Raw genomic sequence first — 25467 nt, 5'->3', positions numbered from 1 at the left:
AGGCATTCCATGGGATTTAACTGCGGCATCGTCGGCCTTCCCAACGTCGGCAAATCCACCCTGTTCAACGCGTTGACCAAATCCGGTATCGGCGCCGAAAACTTCCCGTTCTGCACCATTGAGCCGAATGCCGGCGTGGTCCCCATGCCGGACCCGCGCCTGAACAAGCTGGCCGAGATTGTGAAGCCCGAGCGTGTTGTGCCCACGGCCATGGAGTTCGTGGACATCGCCGGCCTGGTCGAAGGCGCTTCCAAGGGTGAGGGCCTGGGCAACCAGTTCCTGGCCAACATCCGCCAGACCGACGCCATCGCCCACGTGGTCCGCTGCTTCGAGGACGGCAACGTCATCCACGTGGCCAACAAGGTCGATCCCGCGTCCGATATCGAAGTCATCAATACCGAACTGGCACTGGCCGATCTGGATACCGTGGAGAAAGCCATCAAACGGGTACAGCGTGTGGCCAAGAGCGGCGATAAAGAGGCCAAGGCCCAGCTCGAGATGTTCGAAAAGCTCCTGCCGGTGCTGAATGAGGGCAAGCCGGTGCGCAGCATGAACCTGGATAAGGACCAGATGGCCCTGATCCGCGAGCTGTGCCTGCTGACCGTCAAGCCAACCATGTACATCGCCAACGTCAACGAGGACGGCTTCGAGAACAATCCGCACCTGGACACCGTCAGGGAAATCGCCGCTGCCGAGAATGCGGTCGTGGTGCCGATCTGCAACAAGCTGGAAGCGGAAATCTCCGAGCTGGAGGATGACGAGAAAGCGATGTTCCTGGAGGAAATGGGTATGGAAGAACCCGGCCTAGATCGGGTGATCCGCGCCGGCTACTCGCTTCTGGGCTTGCAAACCTACTTCACCGCCGGGGTGAAGGAAGTCCGCGCCTGGACGGTCAAGATCGGTGCCACCGCTCCCCAGGCCGCCGCTGTCATCCACACCGACTTCGAACGTGGCTTCATCCGTGCCGAAGTGGTGAGCTACGACGATTTCGTGCAGTACAATGGCGAACAGGGTGCGAAGGATGCCGGCAAATGGCGTCTGGAAGGCAAGGACTACATCGTGCAGGACGGTGATGTTATCCACTTCCGTTTCAACGTGTAACTTCTTGCGATAGTCGGGCCTTGTCACCCAGCGACAGGCCCCGACACCCTTTCCCCTTCTTTCTATCCCATCCCCTGACAGCACCTGCCCGAAAGGTCTGCGAAACCTTCAATAAATCAGAAAATTACCTCAGCCCGTCCCGTCTGCGCTGCCGAACTAGCGACGCCCTTGGCCCCACTAACTTGTGACCTACGTCTCAATTCCAATAAAACCTATAGTTACAGCTTCCCAACACTTTCTTACGACTGGAGCATTGATGCAGATCAACTTCCGCCCTAACCTCTAAGTCAATTACGACATATCGTTATTACCTAAAATAGGGAGAAAAAAATGGCAGATATTTCAGGACTTAGAGAGATCGAAGGTTTTGTCGGTGGCTGCCTGGTGGATAGTCAATCCGGCCTGGTACTTGGCACAGAGGGAGGCAACAATTTTGACCTCGATACCGCAGCAGCAGGCAACACGGAAGTTGTCAGGGCCAAGCGTAAGACCATGTCTGCACTGGGCATCTCCGGGAGCATTGAAGATATCCTGATAACGCTTGATGACCAGTATCACCTTATACGACTCCTCAAAAGCAACGATGCCGTTTTCCTGTATGTCGTCCTGGATAAGGCAAGCGGAAATCTCGGCATGGCCCGGATGCTTACCAAGAACGTGGAGAAATCTCTGGATCTCTCCTCACTCTAGAGCCAGAAAGCCAGATCCCAAGCACGAACAGCCCGCGAGGCGACTTCAGCGTGAGCGTTCAAAGCCCGCCTTTCAAAGGCTTTGAGCGCAACCCGGCGAGCCGGTATGTACTCTGACCCGACCGCTCTCGCCCGACTCTGCACTTCTGGAGGAATACCTTGAAGACACTCTCCAGCAAAGGATTGACAGAAAAAGACCTGTTGGTCCTGAAGTCCTTGGTGGATCTGATGATGTCCAGGACAAGCGACACGTGGGAGTACGCTGAGAGCGACAACTGCGACGCTATCATCATCGATACCGATAACCTTAAAAACTCGGCGGCTATTATTGACGAGATCGAAGCGCAGCATGCGGTTGCCATTGAGTATTCGGCTGGCGCAAGCGCCGGAAAGACTCGCTTCAGGATAAAAAAACCACTGCGCGCGGCGGACCTCATCGCTGTTTTCAATTCCGTAGAGGCTGGACTCGCCCCCAAAAACGATGCAAAGCCGTCAGCCGCCAACAACGAAACTCCGGCACAAGCCGGGATTTCGTCCAGCCGGGATTCCGGAACACTGGATCTACTGAACGGGCCGGAGTCTCGTTTTCTGAGAGTCACTGCCAATAATTGCGAGTGCATTATCGACCTTGCCAACGATCGATATAAGGTCACTGGCGATGCCGCCTTGGACGAGCTACTTCGCAGTTCCGAGAAAAGCATTACCCTGAGCGCTACATCCGGCTTCCAGGAGAGCTTCGAGCCATCGTGGCAGGACGCTCCCTCGCTCAAGTGGAAGCTGGGAATTTTCCTGTCAGAGGGCGAACTGATCAAAACCCTTCATAGCAAGAGCCGATTCAAGCTGCTGCGCTGGCCTCCCTCTGATATCCCACGCACCATGCCGACTGCCATGGCCCTGAGCGCCTTGTTGAGCCGTAAGTCTGGCGCGACTATCGAGGAAGCGCTGTCAGAAACCAATGTTTCATCTGAAGAAGCGATTGGGTTTGTGAATGGCGCCTACCTCTCCGGGGTACTGTCAGTTCGGGCCTTCAACCTGGATAACCATGGCCAACAGCCGATTAAAACAGAACACACCAAAGGCCTGTTCGACAAGATACGCGACCGCCTGAAAAGAAAGCCGAAATGAGGTTTAACCTGTGTCTGAAGTCAAACTGATAATTACCGGCCCCCCGGGAGCAGGCAAAACAACAGCGATTGCGGCCATCAGTGAAACGCCGCCTGTTCGCACGGATACGCGGACGACCGATGATCTTTCCTCTGTCAAAGAGGAAACGACCGTCGCCATGGATTTCGGCGAAATCACACTCGGTGACGGTCAAAAGGTCTTTCTTTACGGAACCCCTGGACAGAAACGCTTTGAGTTCATGTGGAAAATCCTGGTTGAGGGCGGTCTCGGCCTGATCATCCTCCTGGACTGTTCCCGACCAGAACCTCTCGACGATCTGAATATGTATCTGGAAAACTTTTCAGATTTCATTGAAAAGACAGGCGTTGTGGTGGGCATCACCAGGACGGGTGGGGCTAACCCGCCGGAAATGGGCGCTTTCTATGAGTGCCTGGAGTCCACTGGCCGCACCTTTCCGATGTTTGAGGTCGACATCAGAGAACGGGAAGACGTTGCACTCCTGATCGACGCTCTGATCTCAACGCTCGAGTTTTCCCACTAGGAAAAGATTCAACACCATGACCCAGTACAAGTTTTCAGAAAAAAGTGAAGCATTCTGCCAGGAAATATTCGCCCAGATGTTGAGCAGTAGCGATGCCATATACGGGATTTTGATTTCCACTGTAGATGGCCATGACGTGGCGAAGAACTTCAGGAAAGACATGCCCGCCTCCAAGCTCTCAGCCATGATGAGCTCTATCCTGGCCCTCGGAGAAACCATTGCTGCGGAAGCACAACAGCAGCAATGCCGGTATGTCATCGTCGAAAACAGCGACGGCTACATACTCACTCTGAAGCTGAAGGACAGGCTCGTCCTGAGTGTCATCGCAACAACCAGAGTCAATCTTGGGATGTTGCACAGCGTCAGCAGAAATGCAGCCGAAAAACTGGCTGCGCATATACGGTAACCAAGTAAAAAGAGAAGGTACTAATGTCAAACCTCAACGAAATCTGCCAAAACATGGTCAATGAAGTGGGTGATGCACTGGGCGCCGCAATTGTGGATCTGGAATCCGGATTGCTTCTGACCGTGGCACATAATGTCCCCTACTTCACCCAGAGTTATCTGGATGCCGTAGCCGCAGCAGCCGTGGATATGTTCAGGGGTAAAACCGTTAACACGGTCGAAAAACTGATCGCGTCACAACGTGGGACCGAGGTTCACCGGTTGGTGCAGGAAGTCCAGATGACAACAGAAAAGACCTACCATTTCATGTCAATTGTGCCTGGCAAGCCCAACGCACTGATGGTATTGATCACCGGCAAGAAGGCAAACCTTGGCATGGGTTGGGCGGCACTCCGAGGCGCCCTGCCGAAGGTATCGCCTCTTTGCCCCTGAACAAAGCTGTCTACTCCTGGCCCGGGCTGTGCCCGGGCCAGGAGTGTCTGCTACCTGCCCTGGAGCAACCGGCTGCCCAGCTGGGCAGGAAACCCTTCCCGGTTCATGTCCTCAATCACCTTTGAAACATCATAGTCAAGGTTGATAAATTCGATCCCGAACGTTTCAGTATCGAGAATCGCAAACTCCAGACCGGTCTGCCCGCCCCTCGGTTGGCCCACAGAGCCTGGACACACCAAGCCCTGATCAACCGACGCCAGGGAATAACGGCTGGACACCGAATGCCCTGTCAACGTCTTCCTGGCATAGTAAACACCGGCAATGTGGGTATGTCCGTGAAAGCAGTACCGAATGCCGCGCTCCCTCATATTCTTAATATTGTCCTCATAGGTCATACGATAGACATAGCCATTCATGAACGTCGGGTCCTGAGGCGCGCCATGAACAGCGAGCCAGCCCTCTCCGTCAAGATAGAGAGGCAGACCGCCAAGCCATTGGCGCTCCGCCTGTGACAGCCGGCTTACAGTCCAGTCAATCACCCAACTGGAAACCGATGAAAAGCCCTGGCCGGCTTTGCCTATGGCAGTCGCGTGATCGTGATTACCCCGGATGATGTGGAAGTCACCTGTACGGAGGAGCTCGATGCACTCGGATGGGTGTGGACCATATCCGACGAGATCACCCAAAACGAGTACGCTGGAAACGGACCTTCGCTGCAGCTCTTCCAGTGTTTTCTCCAAGGCCGGAAGATTGGCGTGGATATCCGCAATGATCCCAACGAGGCCTTTCCCCTTGTCCAGCAGGTGCGGAGCTTCTGCCGGGATGACGTATACCGGGTGTGTCTCTTGCTCACCAGCGGGCTGAGCTCTTGTTGCCTGGGCAAACCCCGCCAGAAAATGAATGCGCCGCGTTGACTGCTCCTCGTTAGCCGTAAAGACGCCCCGGACCTGCTCGGCAATAATGTCGAGCCATTCGGAGTCCGGATAGTAAGAGCGGAGCCACTTGCCCAGGCTTGCTCCCAGTGCCGAAAAGAAAGTTTCCGGAAAACCAACGAACTGTCGAAACCAGACACCGATCGCCTGCGACAGCCCCGAGAATCCATCCCAACCATAGATATCGTCATCAAGGTAAAAAACGTGGCCATTTTCATCAGCACCGAAGTTCGAAAGCCCCGGGTCCAGCACACGCTCGTGCTCCTTCATAAACCGGATGTAGATCGAGAAGTACTGATCCAGCAACTTCAGCGCACTTGATGAATCAGCCTGCAACAGTGACATATGCAGAGGGTGGAGCGTTTTCGTGATATTCCCTATCCAGCACCGATTCCTGTATTTGGCGACAAACCAAGTTTTGGACGGATGATATATCCCTAACTTCCGCTCGTTTTTGCGGCTGAAGTCTCCCCTTTGTCTGGCTTGAGGCTCCGCCAGATTCACCCCGGCGTGAATCTTTACGATTCTGTTGTTCCGTTCGAAGATCAGCGTGCCCGGCTTTCCGGTAAACCTTTCCCCGTGTCCCAGGGCCTGAAACCCCGATTGGATAATGTCCTTGATCATCTCGGCAGAGCAGTCAGGCTCCGAGTCGTCGGACCTTCCAATAACTGCAATGTCGGCGAGTTTCAGCTCTTCAAGCATAATCAGAGAGGCATCGGTTACGGGTTTTCATCATGCCCTCCAGGACTCTACTATGTCGAGTTGTAAAGCCAATGAAAAAGTCCGCTGCTGACCACCTCATAACACCTATCATCATGTTTTTACAGCGCTTTTGGCATTTCATGAGTCACGTACCTGAAATCATCTGACAGAATCGGATGACTCACGCTTGACAGCTTAGCCCCTCGCCCATATCATACGCGCCGCTTCCATCGATGAAGCAATGGCAAGGTAGCTCAGTTGGTTAGAGCACAGCACTCATAATGCTGGGGTCGGCGGTTCGACTCCGCCCCTTGCTACCAGTATTCCCAAAAAGGGTTGCGATCACACTCGCAACCCTTTTTTATTTGCCCACCCAAAGCAGTTAGACAATAAGCACAGAGTAATGTAAGACTTTCTGGAATTAGCCCTCCCGCCAAATTACTCTCACAGGAACCCCAAAAGTGTCTGTCGCTGAGATCCAAAAACAGTTAACAAGCCTCTGCGAAGCCTCGAAAGAGATCAAATTCAGCATGATGGTTTCTTCCGACGGATTGGTTATCGCCCATCATGGAGATGCCAAGGATCCAGAACTGTTTGGAGCTCTTTTCCTTGAACTTAAAGTTATTTGTGAAAAGATCATAACTCAGCTCGATTACGAAGGTGTCGAGGAAGTCTATATCCGCTCAAAGTCCGGCGGGGTGACAGTTTTTCCAATCTTTGACAAAGGGTATCTTGCCTGCCTGTCGTCGGTTAACCTGAATGCCGGGACAGTACAGATTTTGACCTGGAAATACGTCAGAAAAATCTACGACCTTCTTTGACAGGCCCGGGAATCCGGTTTCGCCGTCTGGCGATTTTTGCATAATTGCACATCCCTTAAACAACCTTTGACAATCTCCTGCGCCCAATTGCCCTATCATCGGCAGAGCAAGTCCAACATGCCGATGGGAGCACCTGGCCCGCATGAAGACATCTCCCGCAGAGGTGGCCTTTCTCACAATCCTGATCCTCGTCTCCGCCCTGGTGTTTTCCGGCTTTGACCTGAAGATGCTGGCGATCTCCGTCGGACTCTTCCTTGTGTATGTGGCCATCTTCTTCTCCGGGTCCATCCAGGATTACTTTCGGGACCAGGACAGACAAAGGAGCGAGGAAGAGGACTGATTCCTTCTCATTCCAAAGTCTCAATGGTCTATGGCGGTCCTCAGGGTACAATCGCCTGCCTTTTCACCAGTGTATCCCTGTAGCGACATGAAAAAGATCTTCCTGGAACTTGCTGTGGTTCTGGCCATTACCTTCCCGGCTGTGATGATCATTGCCGAAAGGCCGGCTCAGGCGCTGTTTATTTGCGCCTCGATCCTGGTGGCATACACGATCATCTTCCTGTCCATGAACCTGGGTAGCCGCCGCCAGGACCGCCGCTGGCGCACCTGACCCTCTTACCCTGCCCTTCTCCCGTCCCCGGGAATAAATTAAGCTTTCGCTTTTAGCCACAGGATCTGTCCATGCGGGAATCTGATGTCGTCGCCGGGCTGTCGCTCGAGCGTCTGGAGCGAATCAGCCGTCACCTTGAGGACCAATACATTCGTCCGGGAAAACTGCCATGCGCCGTGACCCTGGTGGCGCGACATGGCCAGATTGTCTGGGTGAACGCCCAGGGTCTGATGGATGTCGAGCGCAACAGGCCGGCCCGACGGGATACCCTGTTCCGGATCTATTCCATGACCAAGCCGGTCACCTCCATTGCGATGATGCAGCTGTACGAACAGGGCCGGTTCCTCCTGGATGACCCGGTGCACAAGTACATCCCCTCCTGGCGCAATCTGCGCGTCTATAAAGGTGGAACCTATCCGGAGTTCGAAACCGAGCCTGCGGCGACCGCCATGACCATCCGGGATCTGCTGACGCACATGTCCGGCCTGACCTATGGTTTCCTCGAACGGACGAATGTCGATGCTGCCTACCGTCAGCTCAAGCTGGACGGAAGTTCGATTCTGACCCTGGACAAACTGGTGGACCGGCTGGCCGAGCTGCCGCTGGAGTTTTCGCCCGGCACCGCATGGAATTACTCGGTTTCAACCGATGTGGTGGGTTACCTGGTCCAGCTGCTGGCAGACAAACCCCTGGACGACTACTTCCGCGAACATATTTTCGCGCCACTGGGCATGACGGACACCGGCTTCCAGGTCCGGCCGGATCAGCTTGACCGCTTTGCCGCCTGCTACCTGCACCAGCCCGGTGACACCATGAAACTCCAGGACGACCCGGATCGCTCCAGATTCAGTAAGCCGCCCAGATTTCTTTCCGGAGGTGGCGGACTGGTCTCTACCATCGATGACTATCACAGTTTTGCCCAGGCACTTTGCCAGGGTGGCGAGTACCGTGGCCAGAGGATCATTGGCCGCAAGACCCTGGAATTCATGCGCCGGAACCACCTGCCGGGTAAACGGGACCTGCCGGCACTGTCCATTGGTGCGTTCAGCGAAACACCCTATGAGGGCAGCGGGTTCGGGCTCGGATTCTCGGTGAAGACAGATGTGGCGAAGTCCCTGACCAACGGCTCGGAGGGAGAATTCGGCTGGGGCGGACTGGCCAGCACCAACTTCTTCGTGGACCCGAAGGAGGATATGGTAGTGATCTTCATGACCCAGCTCATACCGTCCTCATCCTATCCGGTTCGCCAGGAACTCCGGGCCATGGTGAACGGGGCACTGGTATAGAAAAGCCCGCGGATGTGCGGGCTTGATTCATACGGTAATCGGTAACTCAGTCACTCCAGAAGTTCCACCAGGCCTTTGACTTCTCCTGTTTCTTGGCCTGGCCCTGCTCGCTGCCCTTGGAGGCGGGATCTGCCTGGCGGTTTTCGTTGTCACGGTTACCGCCTTCGCCCTGGGCCCGCTCAGCGCCCTCTTCAGCGCGCTCACGCTCCTCCATCTCCTCCTCGGAACGCTCTCGCATCTCGTCGGCCTTTTCCTGGCCCTTGCCCTTGGCCTCGTCCGATTTACCCTTGCCCTTCTTGAGCATCTCTTCCGCCTGCTGGCCATTGTCAGCCGCTTCGGATTGCGCCAGAACCGATGGCGAAACCAGGCTGCCGCCCAGCAGGAGACCGGAGGCCACAACGGTGGAGCGAATCAGTGTCAGTTTCATGGAATCTTCCTTATCCAGGTAGGTGAGTTATGCATCAAAACACATGCTTCTTATAACAATATGACGTTTGGGACTGTGCTCCGGTTCCATTCCCTGTGGCATACTCAGTGTCCTGATCCGATCAACAAAAACTCACCAGCAAGGAATGTTGCGATGAAACCGGAAACTCTCGCCCTTCACGCAGGCTTCAAGAGCGACCCGACCACCAAGGCGGCCACCACGCCGATCTACCAGACCACCTCCTACACCTTCGATGATACCCAACACGGTGCCGACCTATTTGACCTGAAGGTACAGGGCAACATCTACACCCGCATCATGAACCCCACCAATGCGGTGCTCGAAGAGCGGATGGCAGCCCTCGAAGGCGGTATTGGCGCCCTCGCCGTGGCATCCGGCATGGCGGCAATCACCTACGCCCTGCAAACTATCTGCAAGGTAGGCAACAACATCGTCAGCACCAGCCAGCTCTATGGCGGCACCTACAACCTGTTCGCCCACTCCCTGCCCAACCAGGGCATCGAGTGCAAGATGGTAGCCCACGACGATTTCGCGGCCGTCGAAAATGCCATCGACGACCAGACCCGCGCCCTGTTCTGCGAATCCATCGGCAACCCGGCGGGCAACGTGGTGGATATCCAGAAGTGGGCCGAGATTGCCCACAAGCACGGTATTCCGCTGATCGTGGATAACACCGTAGCGACCCCGTTCCTGTGCCGTCCGTTCGAGCACGGCGCCGACATCGTGATCCACTCCCTGACCAAGTACATTGGCGGCCACGGCACTACGGTTGCCGGTGTGGTGGTGGATTCCGGGAAGTTTGACTGGAAAGCCAGTGCCGCCAAGTTCCCCATGATGAACGAGCCGGATCCTTCCTACCACGGCGTGGTCTACACCGAAGCACTCGGCGAAGCGGCCTTTATCGGTCGCTGCCGGGTGGTACCGCTGCGCAATACCGGATCGGCGCTGTCGCCTTTCAATGCCTTCCTGATCATGCAGGGCCTGGAAACCCTGGCGCTGCGCATGGAACGCCACTGCGAGAATGCCGAGAAAGTCGCACAGTTCCTGCAGGATCATCCCTCCGTGGAATGGGTGAACTATGCCGGCCTGGCCAACAGCCCCTACAAGGCCACCTGCGACAAGATCTGCGACGGCAAGGCTTCCGGCATCCTTAGCTTCGGCATCAAGGGTGGCCGTGACGCCGGCGCGAAATTCATCGACGCCCTGGACATGATCCTGCGCCTGGTGAACATCGGCGATGCCAAGTCCCTGGCCTGTCACCCGGCCACCACCACGCACCGCCAGCTGAACCCCGAGGAACTTAAGAGCGCGGGTGTCAGCGAGGACCTGGTGCGCCTGTCCATTGGCATTGAACACGCCGATGACATCATTGCCGACATCACTCAGGCCCTGGAAAAATCACAGGCTTGATTTATCTCATCCGGGTACGACCAATGTCGTGCCCGAACACCCCGTGATTGCCCGTACCCGCCTTGTAACTACGCCTTCCTCGCTTTAACCTTTAGAGTTCTCCATACCTTTCATATGAGAGTTTCCGGTCAATGAGCGAAAGCGCAAAGCCCCGCGTCACCAGTGGTACCAAATTCCGCAGCGAGCATGGATTCTCAGCCATCAAGGACGGCGTCAAACGCACCGCCTCCGCAAGCACGGAAGAAAAGCCGGTGGAGCGCAAGCCCAAGTGGTTGCGGGCACGCATGCCCGGCGGCGAGCGCTATGATTCGGTGCGCCGCAATGTCAGCGAGCATCGGCTGAGTACCGTGTGCCAGGAATCCCATTGCCCGAACATCGGCGAGTGCTGGACCAATGGCACCGCCACCATCATGGTGATGGGCTCGGTGTGCACCCGTGCCTGCAAGTTCTGCGCGGTGGATACCGGCAACCCCAAAGGCTGGCTGGACCCGGACGAACCCGAGAACACTGCCAAGTCGGTGGAACTGATGGGCCTGCGCTATATCGTGCTGACCTCCGTCGACCGGGACGACCTGGACGATGGCGGCGCCGCCCACTACGCGGCCTGCGTGGCCGCCATCAAGAAGCGCACCCCGGAAGTGGCCGTGGAAGCCCTTACCCCGGATTTTGACGCGGTGATGAGCGACGTGGAAAAGGTCGTGGATTCGGGGCTGGACGTGTTCGCCCAGAACGTGGAAACGGTCAAGCGTCTGACCAGCCGGGTGCGCGATCCGCGGGCCGGCTATGAGAAAACCCTGAGCGTGCTGGCCCATGCCAAGAAGCACCGGCCCGATGTTCTCACCAAGACCAGCCTGATGCTGGGCCTGGGCGAGACCGAAGAAGAAATTCTCGAGACCATGGACGACCTGCGTGCAATCGGGGTCGACATCCTAACCCTGGGCCAGTACCTGCGCCCGACCCCGAACCATCTGCCGGTGGAGCGTTACGTCACTCCCGAGGAGTTCAACCGCTACCGTGAAATCGGCCTGGAGAAAGGCTTCATGGAAGTGCCTTCCGGCCCGATGGTGCGCTCCAGCTACCGCGCCGACAAGGTGTTCGACAAGAACAACCTGGGCCTGGCCGTGCCGGAGGTCCCCAAGCAGGACAACGCCATGCAGATCCCGGTGAAGGCAGTCGACTAAAAGCCCCAGCAAAAAAATCCCCCGCACGGCAAAGACCGGCGGGGGATTTTTTTATGATCAGAACCCGGTTCCGGGATTTCCGGAATCCGGGTTTCCAGTCAGGGCTTACTGACCCTGCTGTTGCTGTTGCTTCTGCTGTTGCTGCATCATCTGGCGCCGCTGCTGCATCTGCTGTTGCATCTGCTGCATGCGCTTGTCCAGCTCGTCACGCTGCTCCTGGGTGAACACACTGTCCACCTTGGCCTGCATCAGGGTAGAGAGTGCGGCGATCTCACCGGTCAGGTCGCCCAGCTTCTCGGCATTGTCACGGATCGCTGATTCGTCATAGTCCGCCTTGATCTCCGCCTGCATCTGCTGCTGGATTTGCTGGGCTTCCTGGCGCAACTTGCCGATCTTGCCCTGCATCTCTTCGAGAATGGCACGAATTTCTGTCTGCTGGTCATCGGACAGGCCGACCATCTGCGCCAGCTGGTCAACCTGGTCTGGCTGACCACCGGCCGCCTGCTGTGCGAAGGAGGGGGCAGAGAGAGTCAGTGCAACAAGGGCGGTTCCCAGCATTTTTGCGAGCTTCATAAACATCTCCTTAATGAGGGTGGCCACTAGCAGAAAGCCACCAAAAGTCAGTAATTTCACGATTCAGGTGATACACCCTAAAACATCCGGACCGGAGATTTCATCCCGATATCCCCTCTTTTTATACACACACCGGCCCCCATGGCCCGTCAGCCCGCCACACACGGGAATTCAATGAAATGTGAAACTTTATCCATTCCCCTTCATAATGGCGCCCACTGAACACTGCCGGAGTACATAAGATGGCGATTAACTGGTTTCCCGGGCACATGCATAAAGCCCGCAAGGAGATCAAGAAGGTAATGCCCCAGATGGACCTGATCATCGAGGTCCTTGATGCGCGCATTCCTTTCAGCAGCGAAAATCCGCTGGTCCCGTCCCTGCGTGGCGATACACCGCTGATCAAGGTCCTGAACAAACGGGACCTGGCGGACCCGGAGATCACCAGGCGGTGGCAGGGCTGGCTGGAAAAAGAGCGTGGCGTCCGGGCCATTACCCTGACCCACAACCAGCGCGGTGAGGCACTGGACATCCTCAAACTTGCCCAGGAAATGACCCCGGACCACGACCGCCAGAAAAGCGCACTGAGGCTGATGATCCTGGGGATACCCAATGTCGGCAAATCCACCATCATCAATACCCTGGCCGGCCGGCCGGTGGCGAAAACCGGCAACGAGCCAGCGGTCACCCGGGCCCAGCAGGCCATCAAACTACCGGGGAACATCCTGCTCTATGACACTCCGGGCTTTCTCTGGCCCAAGCTGTCACCGGAAGCCTGCGGCTACCGTCTGGCCATCACCGGCGCCATTCGCAGTGCCGTACTGGATTTTGAGGATGTTGCCCTGTTCGAGGCCGATTACCTGCTTGAGGCCTATCCGGAACTCGTCCGTGCCCGCTATGGTCTTGCCGAATTACCGGCGGACGGACTCGGCCTGATGGACGCCATTGCCGGGAAACGACGGTTCTTCGCCCGTGGTGGCATACCGGACCTGCACAAGGTGGCCGAGGTGCTGCTGAACGAGTTCCGCTCCGGCACCCTGGGCCGGATCTCCCTGGAAACGCCGGAAATGGTTGAACAGGAAGCCCGGGCTGCTGCCGAGGAGGAGGCTCGCAAGGCAGCTAGAAAATGAAAAGTTGGGCGCCCCCTTACCAAGGTCAAATATGACCCGGGCTGCAAACCGCCTACACTGTCAAATATTGTCAATGTTTTGCGGGCTCGCTGTTCGGCAGCCACTGAAGGAGGAAGAGCATGAGACGCGTCGTCGTCACTGGTATGGGTATCGTTTCCTGTCTGGGAAACTCCCTGGAAGAAGTCCTGGACAGCCTGCAAAACGGCAAGTCCGGCATTCGTTTCAATGAAACCTACAAGGACAAGGGGTTCCGCAGCCAGGTTTCCGGCTCTATTGATGTAGACACCTCCGTGATCGATCGCAAGGTACGCCGGTTCATGGGCCCTGCTGCCATGTACAGCTACCTGGCGATGGAACAGGCCATTGCCCAGGCCGGCCTGAGCGAAGAACATATCTCCAATGACCGCACCGGCCTGATCGCCGGGTCCGGTGGGGCTTCCTGCTCCAGCCAGGTGGAAGCCACGGACACCATGCGTGAGCGCGGAGTGAAGCGGATCGGGCCCTACATGGTGCCCCGGATCATGACCAGCACCGTCTCTGCATGCCTGGCCACCGCTTACAAGATCCGAGGCGTGAACTACTCAATGTCCTCGGCCTGCGCCACCAGCGCCCATTGCATTGGCCATGGCATGGAACAGATCCAGTCCGGCAAACAGGACATCGTCTTCGCCGGTGGCGGTGAAGAGGAAGACTGGAGCCTCACCATGATGTTTGACGCCATGGGTGCACTCTCCACCAAGTATAACGACGCACCGGAAACCGCTTCGCGCCCGTTCGACAGCGGACGTGACGGCTTCGTCATCGCCGGTGGCGGCGGCATGGTGGTGCTCGAGGAATACGAGCATGCGAAGAAACGCGGAGCCAACATCATCGCCGAGCTGACCGGATACGGTGCCACCTCCGACGGTTACGACATGGTAGCCCCCTCTGGCGAGGGCGCCAAACGCTGCATGGAGCAGGCCATGGCCACCATCCGCGGCAAGGTCCAGTACATCAATGCCCACGGCACCAGCACCCCGGTGGGCGACGTGGCCGAGATGGGCGCGGTGAAAAACACCTTTGGCAGCGATATCCCGGCCATCTCCTCCACCAAATCCCTGTCCGGGCACTCACTCGGTGCTGCCGGCGTCCAGGAAGCCATCTACTCCCTGCTGATGCTGCAGCACGGTTTTGCAGCCGGCACCAAGAACCTGCTCGATGCCGATGAAAAAGTCCGGGATCTGCCTATTGTGGGCCCCGAGGCCCGCGATATGGCGCTGGATTGCGTGATGTCGAACAGTTTCGGCTTCGGCGGCACCAACGCTTCCCTGATTTTCGAGAAGATCTGACCCACCAGCGGTGGCGGTCAAGAGCCGCCACCGCTGGTAAATTTCTGGCCCGCAATGCGATTGATCATTGGCAAAAGGCGCTATACGTATTAAGGTACGAGATTGATATGGATCAATTTGGACGGTTCATCCGCTATGGCGCAAGCAATCCCCATTCGTAAGAACTCGCCCCTCAAAGCCTCGTGTCACCAGTGCAGTCTGAGCAACCTTTGCCTGCCCCTGGCTATTGAAGAAAACGACCTCGAGCGCCTGGAAGACATCGTCCAGCAGGGACGGATCTTCAATCGCGGTGAGCACATCTTTGATCAGAGCACTCCGTTCCGCTCCTGCTTTGCAGTAAAGAGCGGCTCCATCAAGACCTCCATCATTACCGAAGGTGGCGAGGAACAGGTCACAGGCTTCTTCATGCCCGGTGAGCTGGTGGGGCTGGACAGCATGAGCGGCGAAACCTACGCCTGCACGGCCAAGGCCCTGGAGCGAACCAGTGTCTGCGAGTTCCCGATCGAGAAGCTGGAAGAGCTGACCGGCAAGATGCCGGAGCTGCAGCACCACATGTACCACCTGATGAGCCAGGAGATCCAGAACAGCCATCAGCTGGCCATGCTGCTGAGCAAGAACACCGCGGAGGAGCGCATTGCCGCCCTGCTGCTGTCCCTTTCCAGCCGCTTCCAACGCCGCCGGCTGTCACCGACCAATTTCAGCCTGCCGATGGCCAGGAACGACATTGCCAACTTCCTGGGCCTGGCGGTAGAGACTGTCAGCCGTGTATTTACCCGCTTCCAGAACCAGGGCCTGATCCGCGCCCGTGGCCGGGAAGTGGAGCTACTGGACGTGGAAGCCCTGCAGACTGTCACCCGGGAGTTTTCCCGCCAGGGTTGCCAGTAAGACGGTTAACTAAGGGTCCGAAGACCTAAGACGGGGTCAGAAGAAAGCTTTCTTCTGACCCCATTTTCATCGACGCTATCTTCAACCTACCCGGCTGCCTCCGTCGTCTCCTTCCCTTCCCGCTTCTTCAGCATCGCCAGCTCCTCCACCAGCCCGGATCGCCAGGGTTGCTGCTTGACGCCAAAGGTATTGCGGATCTTGGTACAGATCATCGTGGTGTTCACCGGCTCCAGGTGGCCCCAGTCCGGAACCTCATCGACCACCCGTATCCCTTCGGGAATGCCGGGCAGACCGGCAATCGCCAGCCCGAGCTCATAGAGATTGATTTCCTCGGCACCGGCGTACTGGTAGGTGCCCCATACCTCGGCACCACAGTCCAGCTGCAGGATGACCGCAGTCATGACCCGCGCCAGGTCCTTGACGGCAACCGGCTGCCCCCGACACCGTCCCGGCAGCGAGAGGGTCTCGCCCGCGGCCGTACTCGCCTGAACCTTCCGGATGAAGCGGGCCAGGCTCCAGCCGGTGCGGAGAATGATGTGCCTTGGAAGCAGTGACCGTAACGCCTGCTCGCACTCCCACTGCCAGTTGCCCAGCTCGTTCATGGGCTGGCCCGGATTGGAGGTGATGTACCCACTCTGCTTGCGGCCGTCGAAGACATAGCAGGATGACAGCTGGAAAAGGGCCATACCGTGCTCCCGGGCATACTCGGCCATAGCCACCGGCAACGAGAACGCTGCCTTGTGAGTGTCCTCAGGGTCCTTCTGCGCCACCTCCGGGTCGGCCAGCCACAGGGCGTTGACGATCAGGTCGGTGTCTTCGGGAATCCAGTTATCCAGGGCATTGAGATCGGCACTGGCGGCGTCACTGACCAGCAACGGACTGATCTGCAGGTGGGTTTCCCGCAGGCGCTCCAGCAGAACCTTCCCGAGGGGGCCGTAGTCATGGACAACAAGTACGTGCACGAGGAATCAATGCCTCCAGGTTTTCACTTGGGTGACGGACGGCCCGAAACGATAAGGCCAATGGTTTGTTGGCCGGGCCTCTTAGAATAACACTCGGCCTGACACGCCAGCGTCTAATATCTTTGCTATCTCTTTCAAGAGCATACAACAACGGGAAGCCACATGCTGAAACAACAGAGCCATATTGTCGCGCCGATACCGGACGAACTCCGGACCCGTGCATTGTACACCGTGGGTGAACTCCGCGAGCGCGGCAAGGCCGATAAAGAAGCAATCGACAAGCTCTACGAGCTGATCGTCGAACTGACCGAGGAAGGCCTGGACTTTTTCTTCCTGGAACCCCTACGCCGCCTCAAGGCCAGCAGCGTGATGCTGGGCATGGCGAAAATGGGCATCAGCAGTATGCTCAAGGGCAGCAAGATGGTGGTCCACAAGGTGCTGAAAAAGCTCGACGACCGCAGCCTTGCTGCCATCCTCGATTTCATCGAGGAAATCATTCACGAACCGGAAGCAGGCTGAGCTGCGGCCGGGCGTTACCGGTATTCCCGCGGTACCCGGGCGGTAATTCCTGTCATCAGCTCATAGGAGATGGTGCCGGCGCAGGTTGCAACCTCATCCACGCCCACCGTCTCGCCCCACAACTCCACCCTGTCGCCGGGCCGGGCATCCGGCGCGTTGGTGAGATCCACCGCCAGCATATCCATCGAGACCCTGCCAATCAGCCGGATGCGCTGGCCACCCACCGCTGCGGGGGTGTCGGTGCCGGCATGTCGCGGATAACCGTCGCCATAGCCGATGGCCACCATGCCCATGGTCGTGTCCTGTTCGGCCACCCAGGCGGAGCCATAGCCCACGGCCTCACCTGCCTTCACGATCCGCGTACTGATCAGGGGTGCTTCCAGGGTCATCACCGGCTTCAGACCCAGCTCCGGACCGATCTTGCCGACAGACGGAGAGCCGCCGTAAAGCATGATGCCGGGCCGGCTCCAGTCAAACAGAGGCTGGCCAGGAAGAAAGTGCGCCGCGGAGTTGCCCACGCTGCGCATCAGCTCCGGCCAGGCTGCCGTGCCCTCAACGAAACACTCGGTCTGCTCGGCCGTCCGGGTGCTTGAGGGGTCGTCGGCGCAGGCGAAATGGGTGACAAACCCCAGCAGTCGGGGGCGGGCTCCCATGGCATCGATCGCCGCCATCACATCGGGTAGCTCCGCCGGCCTGAAGCCCAGGCGATTCATGCCACTGTTCACCTTGAGCCAGAAGTCCGGGCGGTCACCGCAACACTCCAGCCACTTCAACTGGGCCTGGCTGTGCAATACCGGCTCGAACCCGTGCGCGAGGCAACCTGAGAGATCGTCTTCTTCGTGCACACCCTGCAGCAGGACCACCGGTTGCCGGAGGCCCGCATCACGGATGGCCAGCGCCTCTTCCAGGCAGGCCACGGCGTACTTGGACGCCATTTCCGCCAGCGCCAGCGCCACCGGCCGGATACCGTGGCCGTAGCCATCGGCCTTGACCACGGCCATGGCCCGGGCGCTTCCGGCCAGTTTCTGCGCCAGGGCAAAATTGTCCCGGAGCGCCTGTAAATCGATTCGGGCGATGGTGCTGCGGGGCATCAGTAGTCGTCACCGTAATCGCTGTAATCGCCGTGGGCGAGGTCCTCGAACTTGGTGTACTTGCCGATAAAGGCCAGGCGCACGGTGCCGATGGGACCGTTCCGCTGCTTACCAATGATGATTTCGGCGATCCCCTTGTCCGGCGTATCCTCGTTGTAGACCTCGTCCCGATACACGAACATGATGACGTCGGCATCCTGCTCGATCGCACCGGATTCCCGCAGGTCCGAGTTCACCGGCCGCTTGTTGGGCCGTTGTTCCAGGCTCCGGTTCAGCTGCGAAAGGGCCACCACCGGGCAGCTCAGCTCCTTGGCGATCCCTTTCAGGGACCGGGAGATCTCCGAGATCTCTGCCGTCCGCCCCTCGGTATTTCCCGGCACCCGCATCAGCTGAAGGTAATCCACCATGATCAGGCCCAGCTTGCCGTCATTCTCACGCGCGATACGGCGGGCACGAGAACGCATTTCCGTGGGGCTCAGACCGGGGGTGTCATCAATATACAGGGGCTTGTCCTTGAGCAGGCTCACGGCGGAGGTCAGCCGGGGCCAGTCGTCTTCCTCGAGCTTGCCGCCCCGGACCTTGGTCTGGTCGATCCGGCCGAGGGAAGAGATCATACGCATGGCCAGAGCGTCCGCCGGCATCTCCATACTGAATACCAGGACCGGCGTGCCGGTGCTGATCAGGGCGTTCTCGACAATGTTCATGGCGAAGGTGGTCTTACCCATGGAGGGGCGGCCCGCCACGATGATCAGGTCTGCCGGCTGCATACCCGAGGTCTTTTCGTCCAGGTCCCGGAAACCGGTGGTCAGGCCGGTGGTCTGTTCACCGGACTCGAACAGCTCCTCGATCCGGCTCAGGGTCTGGGTCAGGATCGGGTTGATGGCTTTGGGGCCGGAGCCTTCCTTGTTACGGGATTCGGCAATCCGGAAGACATTCCGCTCGGCCTCGTCCAGGATCTCGTTACTGGTGCGTCCCAGGGGATTGAAGGCGGAATCGGAGATCTGGCCGGACACTTCCACCAGCTGTCGCAGGATCGAGCGCTCGCGAACGATCTCGGCATAGGCCCGAATGTTGGCAGCGCCGGGGGTCTTTTCCGCCAGCTCGGCCAGGTAGGACAAACCGCCGGCGTCCTCAATGTCGCCGGCTCGCTCCAGAAACTCGGCCAGGGTCACCACATCCAGCGGTTCGCTTTCACTGGCCAGGCGCTCGACAGCGCCGAAGATCAGACGATGATCCTGACGATAGAAATCCGCGGCCGAAATGACCTCGGCGATTTCGTCGAACCGGCGGTTATCGAGCATCAGGCCACCGAGGACGGCCTGCTCGGCTTCCACCGAATGCGGTGGCACCTTGATGCGGCTGGTTTCCAGGTCGGTACTGGCAGGTTTCAGATTGGGCTTGGCCATAAGAACGCTTCAGGATTGGGGTAAGCTCAGGAACTGATAAGAATACCAGAAACAAACGGGCCCGAAACCGTCTCCGGTTCGGGCCCGTTCAATCAAGCTCGGCCGGGTTGCCCCGACCTTACATTGACCTGCTGCGGATCAGTCCGCAACTACCGCCAGCTTGACGGTGACTTCAACGTCAGAGTGCAGCTGAAGCTCGATGTCGTACTCGCCGGTCACGCGGATCGGACCTTCCGGCAGACGCACTTCGCTCTTCTCTACTTCGGTGCCACCGGCAGTGATCGCGTCAGCAATGTCGCGCACACCGATAGAACCGAACAGCTTGCCTTCTTCACCGGCTTTGGAGCTGATGGTGAAAGAAGCACCCTCCAGTGCCTCGGCACGCGCCTGGGCAGCAGCCAGCTTCTCGGCAGCGGCCTTCTCAAGCTCGGCACGACGCTCTTCGAATGCCTTCAGGTTTGCTTCAGTGGCAGGTACAGCCTTGCCATAAGGAAGCAGGAAATTACGACCGTAACCGGCCTTTACCTTTACCTTGTCACCCAGGGAGCCAAGGTTTGCAACTTTCTCGAGCAGAATAACTTCCATCTCGTTAACCTCTTCGTGCTTTATTCAGCCGGCCCGGCAGGTTTGATACGCCCCCGGATATCCAGCCAGCTATCCACAAAAGCCATAACCACTAACAGAATCATCAGACTTGGGCCCAGCAGCAACAGCGCGATGTAAAACATCGCCAGCCAGTTCCCGCTCAGCTGTTTACGACCAACAACGCCATGAACCAGGGCGATACTCGCCAGGAACAGGGGTGTGCCCGCAGCCCAGGCCAGCAACATCGAGTTCAGGCCCAGGAGGGGACCAATCAGCATGGTCACCGCACACAACACTGCCACCACTGGCGACAGCCGAAGGGCATGGAATTCCTTCCGGAAACCACCGGGGTTATAAAGCCCGGCCTGCCATGCCCTCGCCAGCATCGTCATACCTACGGCAGTTGCCAGATAGGTACCCGCCATGCTGGCGTTCATCGTGTCCCGGATCACCTTCTCGAGATCGCTCCCGAGGGTGCGGGCCACTTCGGCGTTGTACTGTTCGTAAAATTCCACCCCGGCCTGAACGAGGTCGTCCAGCAAGCCGGGATAGAGCACGGGCAACATCAGGCCCGTGACAATCGCCAGAAAGCTCCCTCCAAGGAGGGCTCTTTCCCAGGACAGCGTGGTTCTGAGGATGTACGCCATCAGCATTGTCTGGAGCAATACCGCCAGAGCCGTCGGGTCCTGCCCGAACCAGCTCCAGCCAAGCGCCGGAAGCAATGCCCAGAGACCGATACTCAGCCCCTGCCCGATACCCAGCCTGAGAATCACCAGGCCGACTACCGCTGCGCCTATCCAGAACAGCAGAGGTATCGCAGTGGTAACTGCTGCAACCCCGCCGGCCTGCAGGGGACCGCGCATTACAAACTGTGCTAGTGCACGCATGGCCCCAAATCCTGTCTATCTGTTCTTAGTGGTCGTGGCTGTCCGTATACGGCAGCAGTGCCAGGTAGCGGGCACGCTTGATAGCGGTAGCCAGCTGACGCTGATAACGTGCTTTGGTGCCGGTGATGCGGCTGGGCACGATCTTGCCGGTTTCAGTGATGTAGCCTTTCAGGGTGTCCAGATCTTTGTAATCGATCTCTTTAACACCTTCTGCCGTGAAGCGGCAGAACTTACGACGTCTGAAAAAACGAGCCATAACTTAACTCCTCAACTCCGGTTAATTACTCTTCTTCGTCCTGGGACTCGGACTTCTGACGGCTGTCAGAATCGGCCGAACGACGCGGACGGTCTTCGCCACCTGAACGACGGTCCTCACGGGACTCGGCGGCTTTCATCGGAGACATATCGGTCACGGCTTCATCGCGACGCAGGATCAGGTCACGGATGATGGCATCGTTGAACCGGAAGTTGTGAGTCAGCTCGTCCATAGCGGCCTGGGAACACTCGACGTTCATCAGGACGTAGTGAGCCTTGTGGATCTTGTTGATCGGGTAAGCCAGGTGACGACGGCCCCAATCTTCCAGGCGATGTACCTTGCCGCCATCTTCGGTGATGACGCCGGTATAACGCTCGATCATCGCGGGCACCTGCTCGCTCTGATCCGGATGTACCATGAATACGATTTCGTAGTGACGCATGAGTTCTCCCTACGGTTTAAACAGCTTCCTTTTTCAACCGCGCGGCGTATTGCCGCCCTGTTGAGCATGAAAGCAAGGAGGTGACAGCCTCGGGCTGCCGGTTTCTTTTTGCTTTATCAATAAGGCTTTGCAACGAAAGGCTTGATCAAAAGCGTGGCCTTACCGCCCGTTTGTTCAGGCAATAAAAAACCACCCCTTAAAAAAGGGGTCACGTATTCTAGGCGCCCAGCGCCTTCTGTGCAAGGGTTAACCAAGGCGCTGGCGCAGCGCCTCGTACAGACACACGCCGGTGGCGACAGAAACATTCAGGCTGTCCACATGCCCCAGCATGGGAATGTTGATCAACTGGTCACAGTGTTCTTTGGTCAGGCGCCGCATACCCTTGCCTTCGGCACCCATCACCAGGGCCACCGGCCCCTTGAAATCCGCCTGGTAGAGCGTGGCTTTGGCCTCGCCAGCAGTGCCGATCAGCCAGACGCCCTGCTCCTGCAGGGATCGCAGAAAACGCGCCAGATTGGTCACGCGCACGAACGGCACGGTTTCAGCCGCGCCACAGGCAACCTTGCGGGCAACCGGGGTCAGGGACGCGGACTTATCCTTGGGGACAATGACCGCCTGAATGCCCACCGCATCCGCGGTCCGCATGCAGGCCCCCAGGTTATGGGGATCGGTCACGCCGTCGAGCACGAGCAGAAACGGCGGCTTGTCGCTTTTTTCCAGCTGGGCCAGCAGGTCGCCCTCGGTCCATTCCCGGCTTTCCGACACGGCTGCGACCACACCCTGGTGAACACCGGAGACCCGTTCATCGAGCTCACGGCGATGCACCACCTGCCAGCGCACGCCGAGACTATCGAGCGCATCGGTGATGGACCTGACACGCTTGTCCTGGCGCCCGGTCTGGATCCAGACCTGCTGCAATCTTTCCGGCTCGCGCTTGAGGACAGCCTCAACCGCGTGCCACCCGAAGACAAATTCCTGGGACACTGATTCTGATCCTGTTTACGGGTTACTGTTCAGAACTCACTTCCGGGTTCTGCGCCGGGGTTTCTTGCCGGATCCGGCCGCTCCGGACTTGCCGGATTTCTTCCCGGCTTCGCGCGCCGCTTCGGCAACCAGCTTCTGCTTGGCGCTGCCTGGCTTGCCCTTGGCAGTCGCGGCCGACTCGGGCTTGCCCTTACTCCGGCCCCGGGAGGCTTTTCTGCCTCCGGCACCACGGTCCTTACCCTTGCCCCTGCCTTTCCCTTTACCGCGTTCCTCGCGACGGGAGATATCCAGCGCTTCCCGGTCCGCCTTGCGGCGCCGGGGCTGACTAACCAGCTCCAGATCGATCTTGCGATCCTCCAGATCCACCCGCGTCACGCGCACCCGGACATCATCGCCCAGACGGAAGCTCACTGCCGTGCGTTCACCGATCAGGCGATGCTTGGCGGAATCGTGATGGAAGTAGTCGCCACTGAGGGTGGAGACATGCACCAGCCCCTCGATGTAGATGTCTTCCAGGGCCACAAAGAAGCCGAAGGGCACCACCGCGGAAATCACGCCGTTGTACTCCTCGCCCACGTGATCCTTGAGGAACTCGCACTTGAGCCAGGCCATGACATCCCGGGTGGCATCATCAGCGCGCCGCTCGGTCATGGAGGTATGCTCGCCCAGCTGTTCCAGACGGGCATAATCGTAGGGATATTCCGCCAGTTCCGGATCGGTGACCGGAGGCGTGACCACATCCTTCTTGACCTCGGGATTGTGGATCCGGGACTTGATGGCCCTGTGCACAATCAGGTCCGGGTAACGCCGGATCGGTGAGGTGAAGTGGGCGTAGCTGGCAAAGCCCAGACCGAAGTGACCGCTTTCCTCCGGGCTGTATACCGCCTGGCTGAGGGAGCGCAGCATCACGGTCTGGATCACATCGGCATCCGGGCGATCGGCAATCTGGGACAACAGTTCCTGATAGTCCGAGGATGTCGGCTTGTCGCCACCGCGCAGCTGTAACCCGAGCTCGCCCAGGAACAGCCGGAGTGCAGCCAGTCGTTCTTCCGACGGACCTTCATGCACCCGGTACAGGGCCGGAGTACTGTGCTTCTTGAGAAAGCGCGCTGTCGCCACGTTGGCACACAGCATGCACTCTTCAACAATCTTGTGGGCATCGTTGCGGTGGACCGGAACGATTTCCTCGATCTTGCGATTGGCATCGAAGATAATCCGGGTTTCGGTAGTCTCGAAGTCGATCGCACCCCGCTCGGTACGAGCCCAGCGCAGCAGCTTATAGAGCTCGTAGAGGTCATAGAGCTGCGGCAACACTTCGGAGTATTGCTGGCTCAACCGGTAGCCGGGCTCGGAATCCGGACGCTCCAGAATGTCACTGACCTTGTTGTAGGTCAGCCGGGCGTGACTGTGCATCACCGCCTGATAAAAACTGTAACCACTGATGCGACCGTTGGCACTGAGCGTCATGTCCGCAACCATGCACAAGCGATCCACGCCCGGATTCAGGGAACACAGGCCGTTGGACAACTTCTCCGGAAGCATGGGAACCACGTGATCCGGAAAATACACGGAGTTACCCCGGTTCAGCGCCTCTTCATCCAGCGGCGTACCCGGACGGACGTAATGGGATACGTCGGCGATCGCCACCAGCAGGCGGAAGCCTCCGCGGGGGCGCGGCTCACAATAGATGGCATCATCAAAGTCCCGGGCGTCCTCGCCATCAATGGTCACCAGCGGCAGATGCCGGATATCCACCCGGTTCTGCTTGTCCTTCTCTTCCACTTCCGCAGGAATTGCAGCAGCCTGCTCACCAACGGCGGGCGGCCAGCTGTGGGGAATCTCGTAGGAGCGGATGGCCACGTCGATTTCCATGCCCGGCGCCATGTGTTCGCCGAGAATTTCAATCACCTTGCCTAATGGCTGGGTACGGACGGTCGGATGACGCAGGATCTCCACTACGACGTACTGGCCTTGATAGGCCTCACCAACGTGCTCCTCCGGCACCAGGATCTCATGATTGATGCGGGCATTCTCCGGCACCACGAAACTGATGCCGCTCTCCCGGAAAAACCGGCCGACAATCTGGCTGGTGTTACGCTCTAGCACCTCGACAATCTTGCCCTCACGGCGGCCGCGGTCATCGACACGGTCCACACGGGCGGCAACCCGGTCGCCATGGAACACCTGACGCATCTGCCGGGCGGTGAGGAACAGGTCGGAGCCACCATCATCGGGAATCAGGAAACCGAAGCCGTCCTTATGGCCGGTCACCTTGCCGGTGACCAGATCCGCCTCTTCGATGGGCAGATAGGCACCACGACGGTTACAGATCATCTGGCCGTCGCGACACATGGCAATCAGCCGGCGGCGTAAGGCCTCGATGCCTTCCGGCGAGGTTTGCCCCAACTCCTCACACAGGGTCTCGTGGGTGGCCGGCGCCCCCCGGTCCTTCAAATGCTTGAGGATGAATTCCCGGCTCTGGATAGGGTTATCGTATTTCTGGGCCTCACGGTCGGCGTGAGGATCACCTTTGTCTTTCTTCCTGGAAACCATTCGGATCCTTGTTTTAAAGCCGCACAGGCGCGGCGGAATTAGTATTTCGTTGCAGTATAACGTTGGTGCGGCGATGCTGCCTAACAAGGGGGCATTTGATAGGCATAAATACCACCGAAACTTTTTTGGAAAAAATGTTTGACAGCCTCAGGGGGAATCATTAAAGTACGCGCCATCGGTTGA

At 58.2% G+C, this 25467-nt stretch carries 28 protein-coding genes and 1 tRNA gene; 17 read left to right on the top strand and 12 right to left on the bottom strand.

Annotation, left to right across the window (positions count from 1 at the left end; all coding sequences use genetic code 11):
- Positions 1-9 precede the first annotated feature (9 nt).
- From ychF to DET50_RS00640, 6 genes are all read left to right on the top strand, one after another.
- Positions 10-1101, top strand: coding sequence for a redox-regulated ATPase YchF (gene ychF, locus DET50_RS00665; protein ID WP_092005036.1), 1092 nt, complete (start codon positions 10-12; stop codon positions 1099-1101).
- Between the two features lie 330 nt (positions 1102-1431).
- Positions 1432-1791, top strand: coding sequence for a roadblock/LC7 domain-containing protein (locus DET50_RS00660; RefSeq protein WP_113860976.1), 360 nt, complete (start codon positions 1432-1434; stop codon positions 1789-1791).
- Between the two features lie 158 nt (positions 1792-1949).
- Positions 1950-2915, top strand: coding sequence for a hypothetical protein (locus DET50_RS00655; RefSeq protein ID WP_113860975.1), 966 nt, complete (start codon positions 1950-1952; stop codon positions 2913-2915).
- 10 nt (positions 2916-2925) lie between these two features.
- The gene (locus DET50_RS00650) at positions 2926-3456 is read left to right on the top strand and encodes a GTP-binding protein (protein WP_113860974.1); all 531 of its coding nucleotides are present in this window, start codon (positions 2926-2928) and stop codon (positions 3454-3456) included.
- 16 nt (positions 3457-3472) lie between these two features.
- The gene (locus DET50_RS00645; RefSeq protein WP_113860973.1) at positions 3473-3862 is read left to right on the top strand and encodes a roadblock/LC7 domain-containing protein; all 390 of its coding nucleotides are present in this window, start codon (positions 3473-3475) and stop codon (positions 3860-3862) included.
- 23 nt (positions 3863-3885) lie between these two features.
- Entirely contained in the window at positions 3886-4293 is a 408-nt protein-coding gene (locus tag DET50_RS00640; protein WP_113860972.1) for a hypothetical protein, read from the top strand.
- A 50-nt stretch (positions 4294-4343) separates the two neighbouring features.
- Here the strand turns inward: DET50_RS00640 and DET50_RS00635 are convergent, their stop codons facing one another.
- Positions 4344-5927, bottom strand: coding sequence for a metallophosphoesterase family protein (locus DET50_RS00635; RefSeq protein WP_113860971.1), 1584 nt, complete (start codon positions 5925-5927; stop codon positions 4344-4346).
- Between the two features lie 243 nt (positions 5928-6170).
- Between DET50_RS00635 and DET50_RS00630 the strand changes: the two genes are divergently transcribed.
- From DET50_RS00630 to DET50_RS00610, 5 genes are all read left to right on the top strand, one after another.
- Positions 6171-6247: transfer RNA gene (locus DET50_RS00630), tRNA-Met, on the top strand.
- A 141-nt stretch (positions 6248-6388) separates the two neighbouring features.
- On the top strand, positions 6389-6748 hold the full coding sequence (locus DET50_RS00625; protein WP_181799901.1) for a roadblock/LC7 domain-containing protein: 360 nt from the start codon (positions 6389-6391) through the stop codon (positions 6746-6748).
- A 142-nt stretch (positions 6749-6890) separates the two neighbouring features.
- Positions 6891-7088, top strand: a complete 198-nt coding sequence (locus DET50_RS00620) for a hypothetical protein (protein WP_113860969.1) — start codon at positions 6891-6893, stop codon at positions 7086-7088.
- 87 nt (positions 7089-7175) lie between these two features.
- Positions 7176-7358 carry a hypothetical protein gene (locus tag DET50_RS00615; RefSeq protein ID WP_113860968.1) on the top strand — a complete coding sequence of 61 codons (183 nt, stop codon included), beginning with the start codon at positions 7176-7178 and terminating at the stop codon, positions 7356-7358.
- Between the two features lie 71 nt (positions 7359-7429).
- Positions 7430-8644: a serine hydrolase domain-containing protein gene (locus DET50_RS00610; protein WP_113860967.1), complete on the top strand. Its 1215-nt coding sequence runs from the start codon at positions 7430-7432 to the stop codon at positions 8642-8644.
- A gap of 46 nt (positions 8645-8690) precedes the next feature.
- Here DET50_RS00610 and DET50_RS00605 read toward each other — a convergent pair whose 3' ends face one another.
- Complete coding sequence (locus DET50_RS00605; RefSeq protein ID WP_113860966.1) at positions 8691-9071, bottom strand: hypothetical protein; 381 nt, start codon at positions 9069-9071, stop codon at positions 8691-8693.
- A gap of 153 nt (positions 9072-9224) precedes the next feature.
- On the opposite strand from DET50_RS00605, the gene DET50_RS00600 reads away from it, so the two are divergent.
- Positions 9225-10502 (top strand): O-acetylhomoserine aminocarboxypropyltransferase/cysteine synthase family protein, encoded by a 1278-nt coding sequence (locus DET50_RS00600; RefSeq protein ID WP_113860965.1) that lies wholly within the window; start codon positions 9225-9227, stop codon positions 10500-10502.
- A 131-nt stretch (positions 10503-10633) separates the two neighbouring features.
- Positions 10634-11683: a lipoyl synthase gene (lipA, locus tag DET50_RS00595; protein ID WP_113860964.1), complete on the top strand. Its 1050-nt coding sequence runs from the start codon at positions 10634-10636 to the stop codon at positions 11681-11683.
- Between the two features lie 105 nt (positions 11684-11788).
- Here the strand turns inward: lipA and DET50_RS00590 are convergent, their stop codons facing one another.
- Entirely contained in the window at positions 11789-12256 is a 468-nt protein-coding gene (locus DET50_RS00590) for a Spy/CpxP family protein refolding chaperone (protein WP_181799900.1), read from the bottom strand.
- A 242-nt stretch (positions 12257-12498) separates the two neighbouring features.
- On the opposite strand from DET50_RS00590, the gene ylqF reads away from it, so the two are divergent.
- The 3 genes from ylqF to fnr all read left to right on the top strand — a co-directional run bounded on the left by ylqF (position 12499) and on the right by fnr (position 15599).
- Positions 12499-13386: a ribosome biogenesis GTPase YlqF gene (gene ylqF / locus DET50_RS00585; RefSeq protein WP_113860963.1), complete on the top strand. Its 888-nt coding sequence runs from the start codon at positions 12499-12501 to the stop codon at positions 13384-13386.
- Between the two features lie 119 nt (positions 13387-13505).
- Entirely contained in the window at positions 13506-14714 is a 1209-nt protein-coding gene (gene fabB / locus DET50_RS00580; protein ID WP_113860962.1) for a beta-ketoacyl-ACP synthase I, read from the top strand.
- A gap of 135 nt (positions 14715-14849) precedes the next feature.
- Positions 14850-15599: a fumarate/nitrate reduction transcriptional regulator Fnr gene (gene fnr / locus DET50_RS00575; RefSeq protein ID WP_113860961.1), complete on the top strand. Its 750-nt coding sequence runs from the start codon at positions 14850-14852 to the stop codon at positions 15597-15599.
- A gap of 86 nt (positions 15600-15685) precedes the next feature.
- Here fnr and DET50_RS00570 read toward each other — a convergent pair whose 3' ends face one another.
- Positions 15686-16561 carry a sugar nucleotide-binding protein gene (locus tag DET50_RS00570; protein ID WP_113860960.1) on the bottom strand — a complete coding sequence of 292 codons (876 nt, stop codon included), beginning with the start codon at positions 16559-16561 and terminating at the stop codon, positions 15686-15688.
- A gap of 162 nt (positions 16562-16723) precedes the next feature.
- On the opposite strand from DET50_RS00570, the gene DET50_RS00565 reads away from it, so the two are divergent.
- Positions 16724-17080 (top strand): hypothetical protein, encoded by a 357-nt coding sequence (locus DET50_RS00565; RefSeq protein WP_113860959.1) that lies wholly within the window; start codon positions 16724-16726, stop codon positions 17078-17080.
- A 14-nt stretch (positions 17081-17094) separates the two neighbouring features.
- On the opposite strand, the gene alr is transcribed toward DET50_RS00565, so the two are convergent.
- The 8 genes from alr to rnr form a co-directional block, all read right to left on the bottom strand.
- Positions 17095-18171, bottom strand: a complete 1077-nt coding sequence (alr, locus tag DET50_RS00560) for an alanine racemase (protein ID WP_113860958.1) — start codon at positions 18169-18171, stop codon at positions 17095-17097.
- Entirely contained in the window at positions 18171-19577 is a 1407-nt protein-coding gene (gene dnaB / locus DET50_RS00555; RefSeq protein ID WP_113860957.1) for a replicative DNA helicase, read from the bottom strand. Before dnaB ends, alr begins: the two co-directional genes overlap by 1 nt.
- A gap of 138 nt (positions 19578-19715) precedes the next feature.
- Entirely contained in the window at positions 19716-20162 is a 447-nt protein-coding gene (rplI, locus tag DET50_RS00550; RefSeq protein WP_092005084.1) for a 50S ribosomal protein L9, read from the bottom strand.
- 20 nt (positions 20163-20182) lie between these two features.
- Positions 20183-21049: a hypothetical protein gene (locus DET50_RS00545; protein ID WP_092005087.1), complete on the bottom strand. Its 867-nt coding sequence runs from the start codon at positions 21047-21049 to the stop codon at positions 20183-20185.
- Positions 21050-21074: 25 nt separating this feature from the next.
- Positions 21075-21305, bottom strand: a complete 231-nt coding sequence (gene rpsR, locus DET50_RS00540) for a 30S ribosomal protein S18 (protein WP_008937282.1) — start codon at positions 21303-21305, stop codon at positions 21075-21077.
- Between the two features lie 25 nt (positions 21306-21330).
- Positions 21331-21747 carry a 30S ribosomal protein S6 gene (gene rpsF, locus DET50_RS00535; RefSeq protein ID WP_092005090.1) on the bottom strand — a complete coding sequence of 139 codons (417 nt, stop codon included), beginning with the start codon at positions 21745-21747 and terminating at the stop codon, positions 21331-21333.
- 246 nt (positions 21748-21993) lie between these two features.
- Positions 21994-22731 (bottom strand): 23S rRNA (guanosine(2251)-2'-O)-methyltransferase RlmB, encoded by a 738-nt coding sequence (rlmB, locus tag DET50_RS00530; RefSeq protein WP_113860956.1) that lies wholly within the window; start codon positions 22729-22731, stop codon positions 21994-21996.
- A 36-nt stretch (positions 22732-22767) separates the two neighbouring features.
- Positions 22768-25284 carry a ribonuclease R gene (rnr, locus tag DET50_RS00525; protein ID WP_113860955.1) on the bottom strand — a complete coding sequence of 839 codons (2517 nt, stop codon included), beginning with the start codon at positions 25282-25284 and terminating at the stop codon, positions 22768-22770.
- Positions 25285-25467 lie beyond the last annotated feature (183 nt).

Origin of the sequence: Marinobacter pelagius, assembly GCF_003315345.1 — a bacterium.
In the GTDB taxonomy this organism is placed as follows: Bacteria; Pseudomonadota; Gammaproteobacteria; order Pseudomonadales; family Oleiphilaceae; genus Marinobacter; species Marinobacter pelagius_A.
This window is presented reverse-complemented; position numbering and strand designations above follow the sequence as displayed.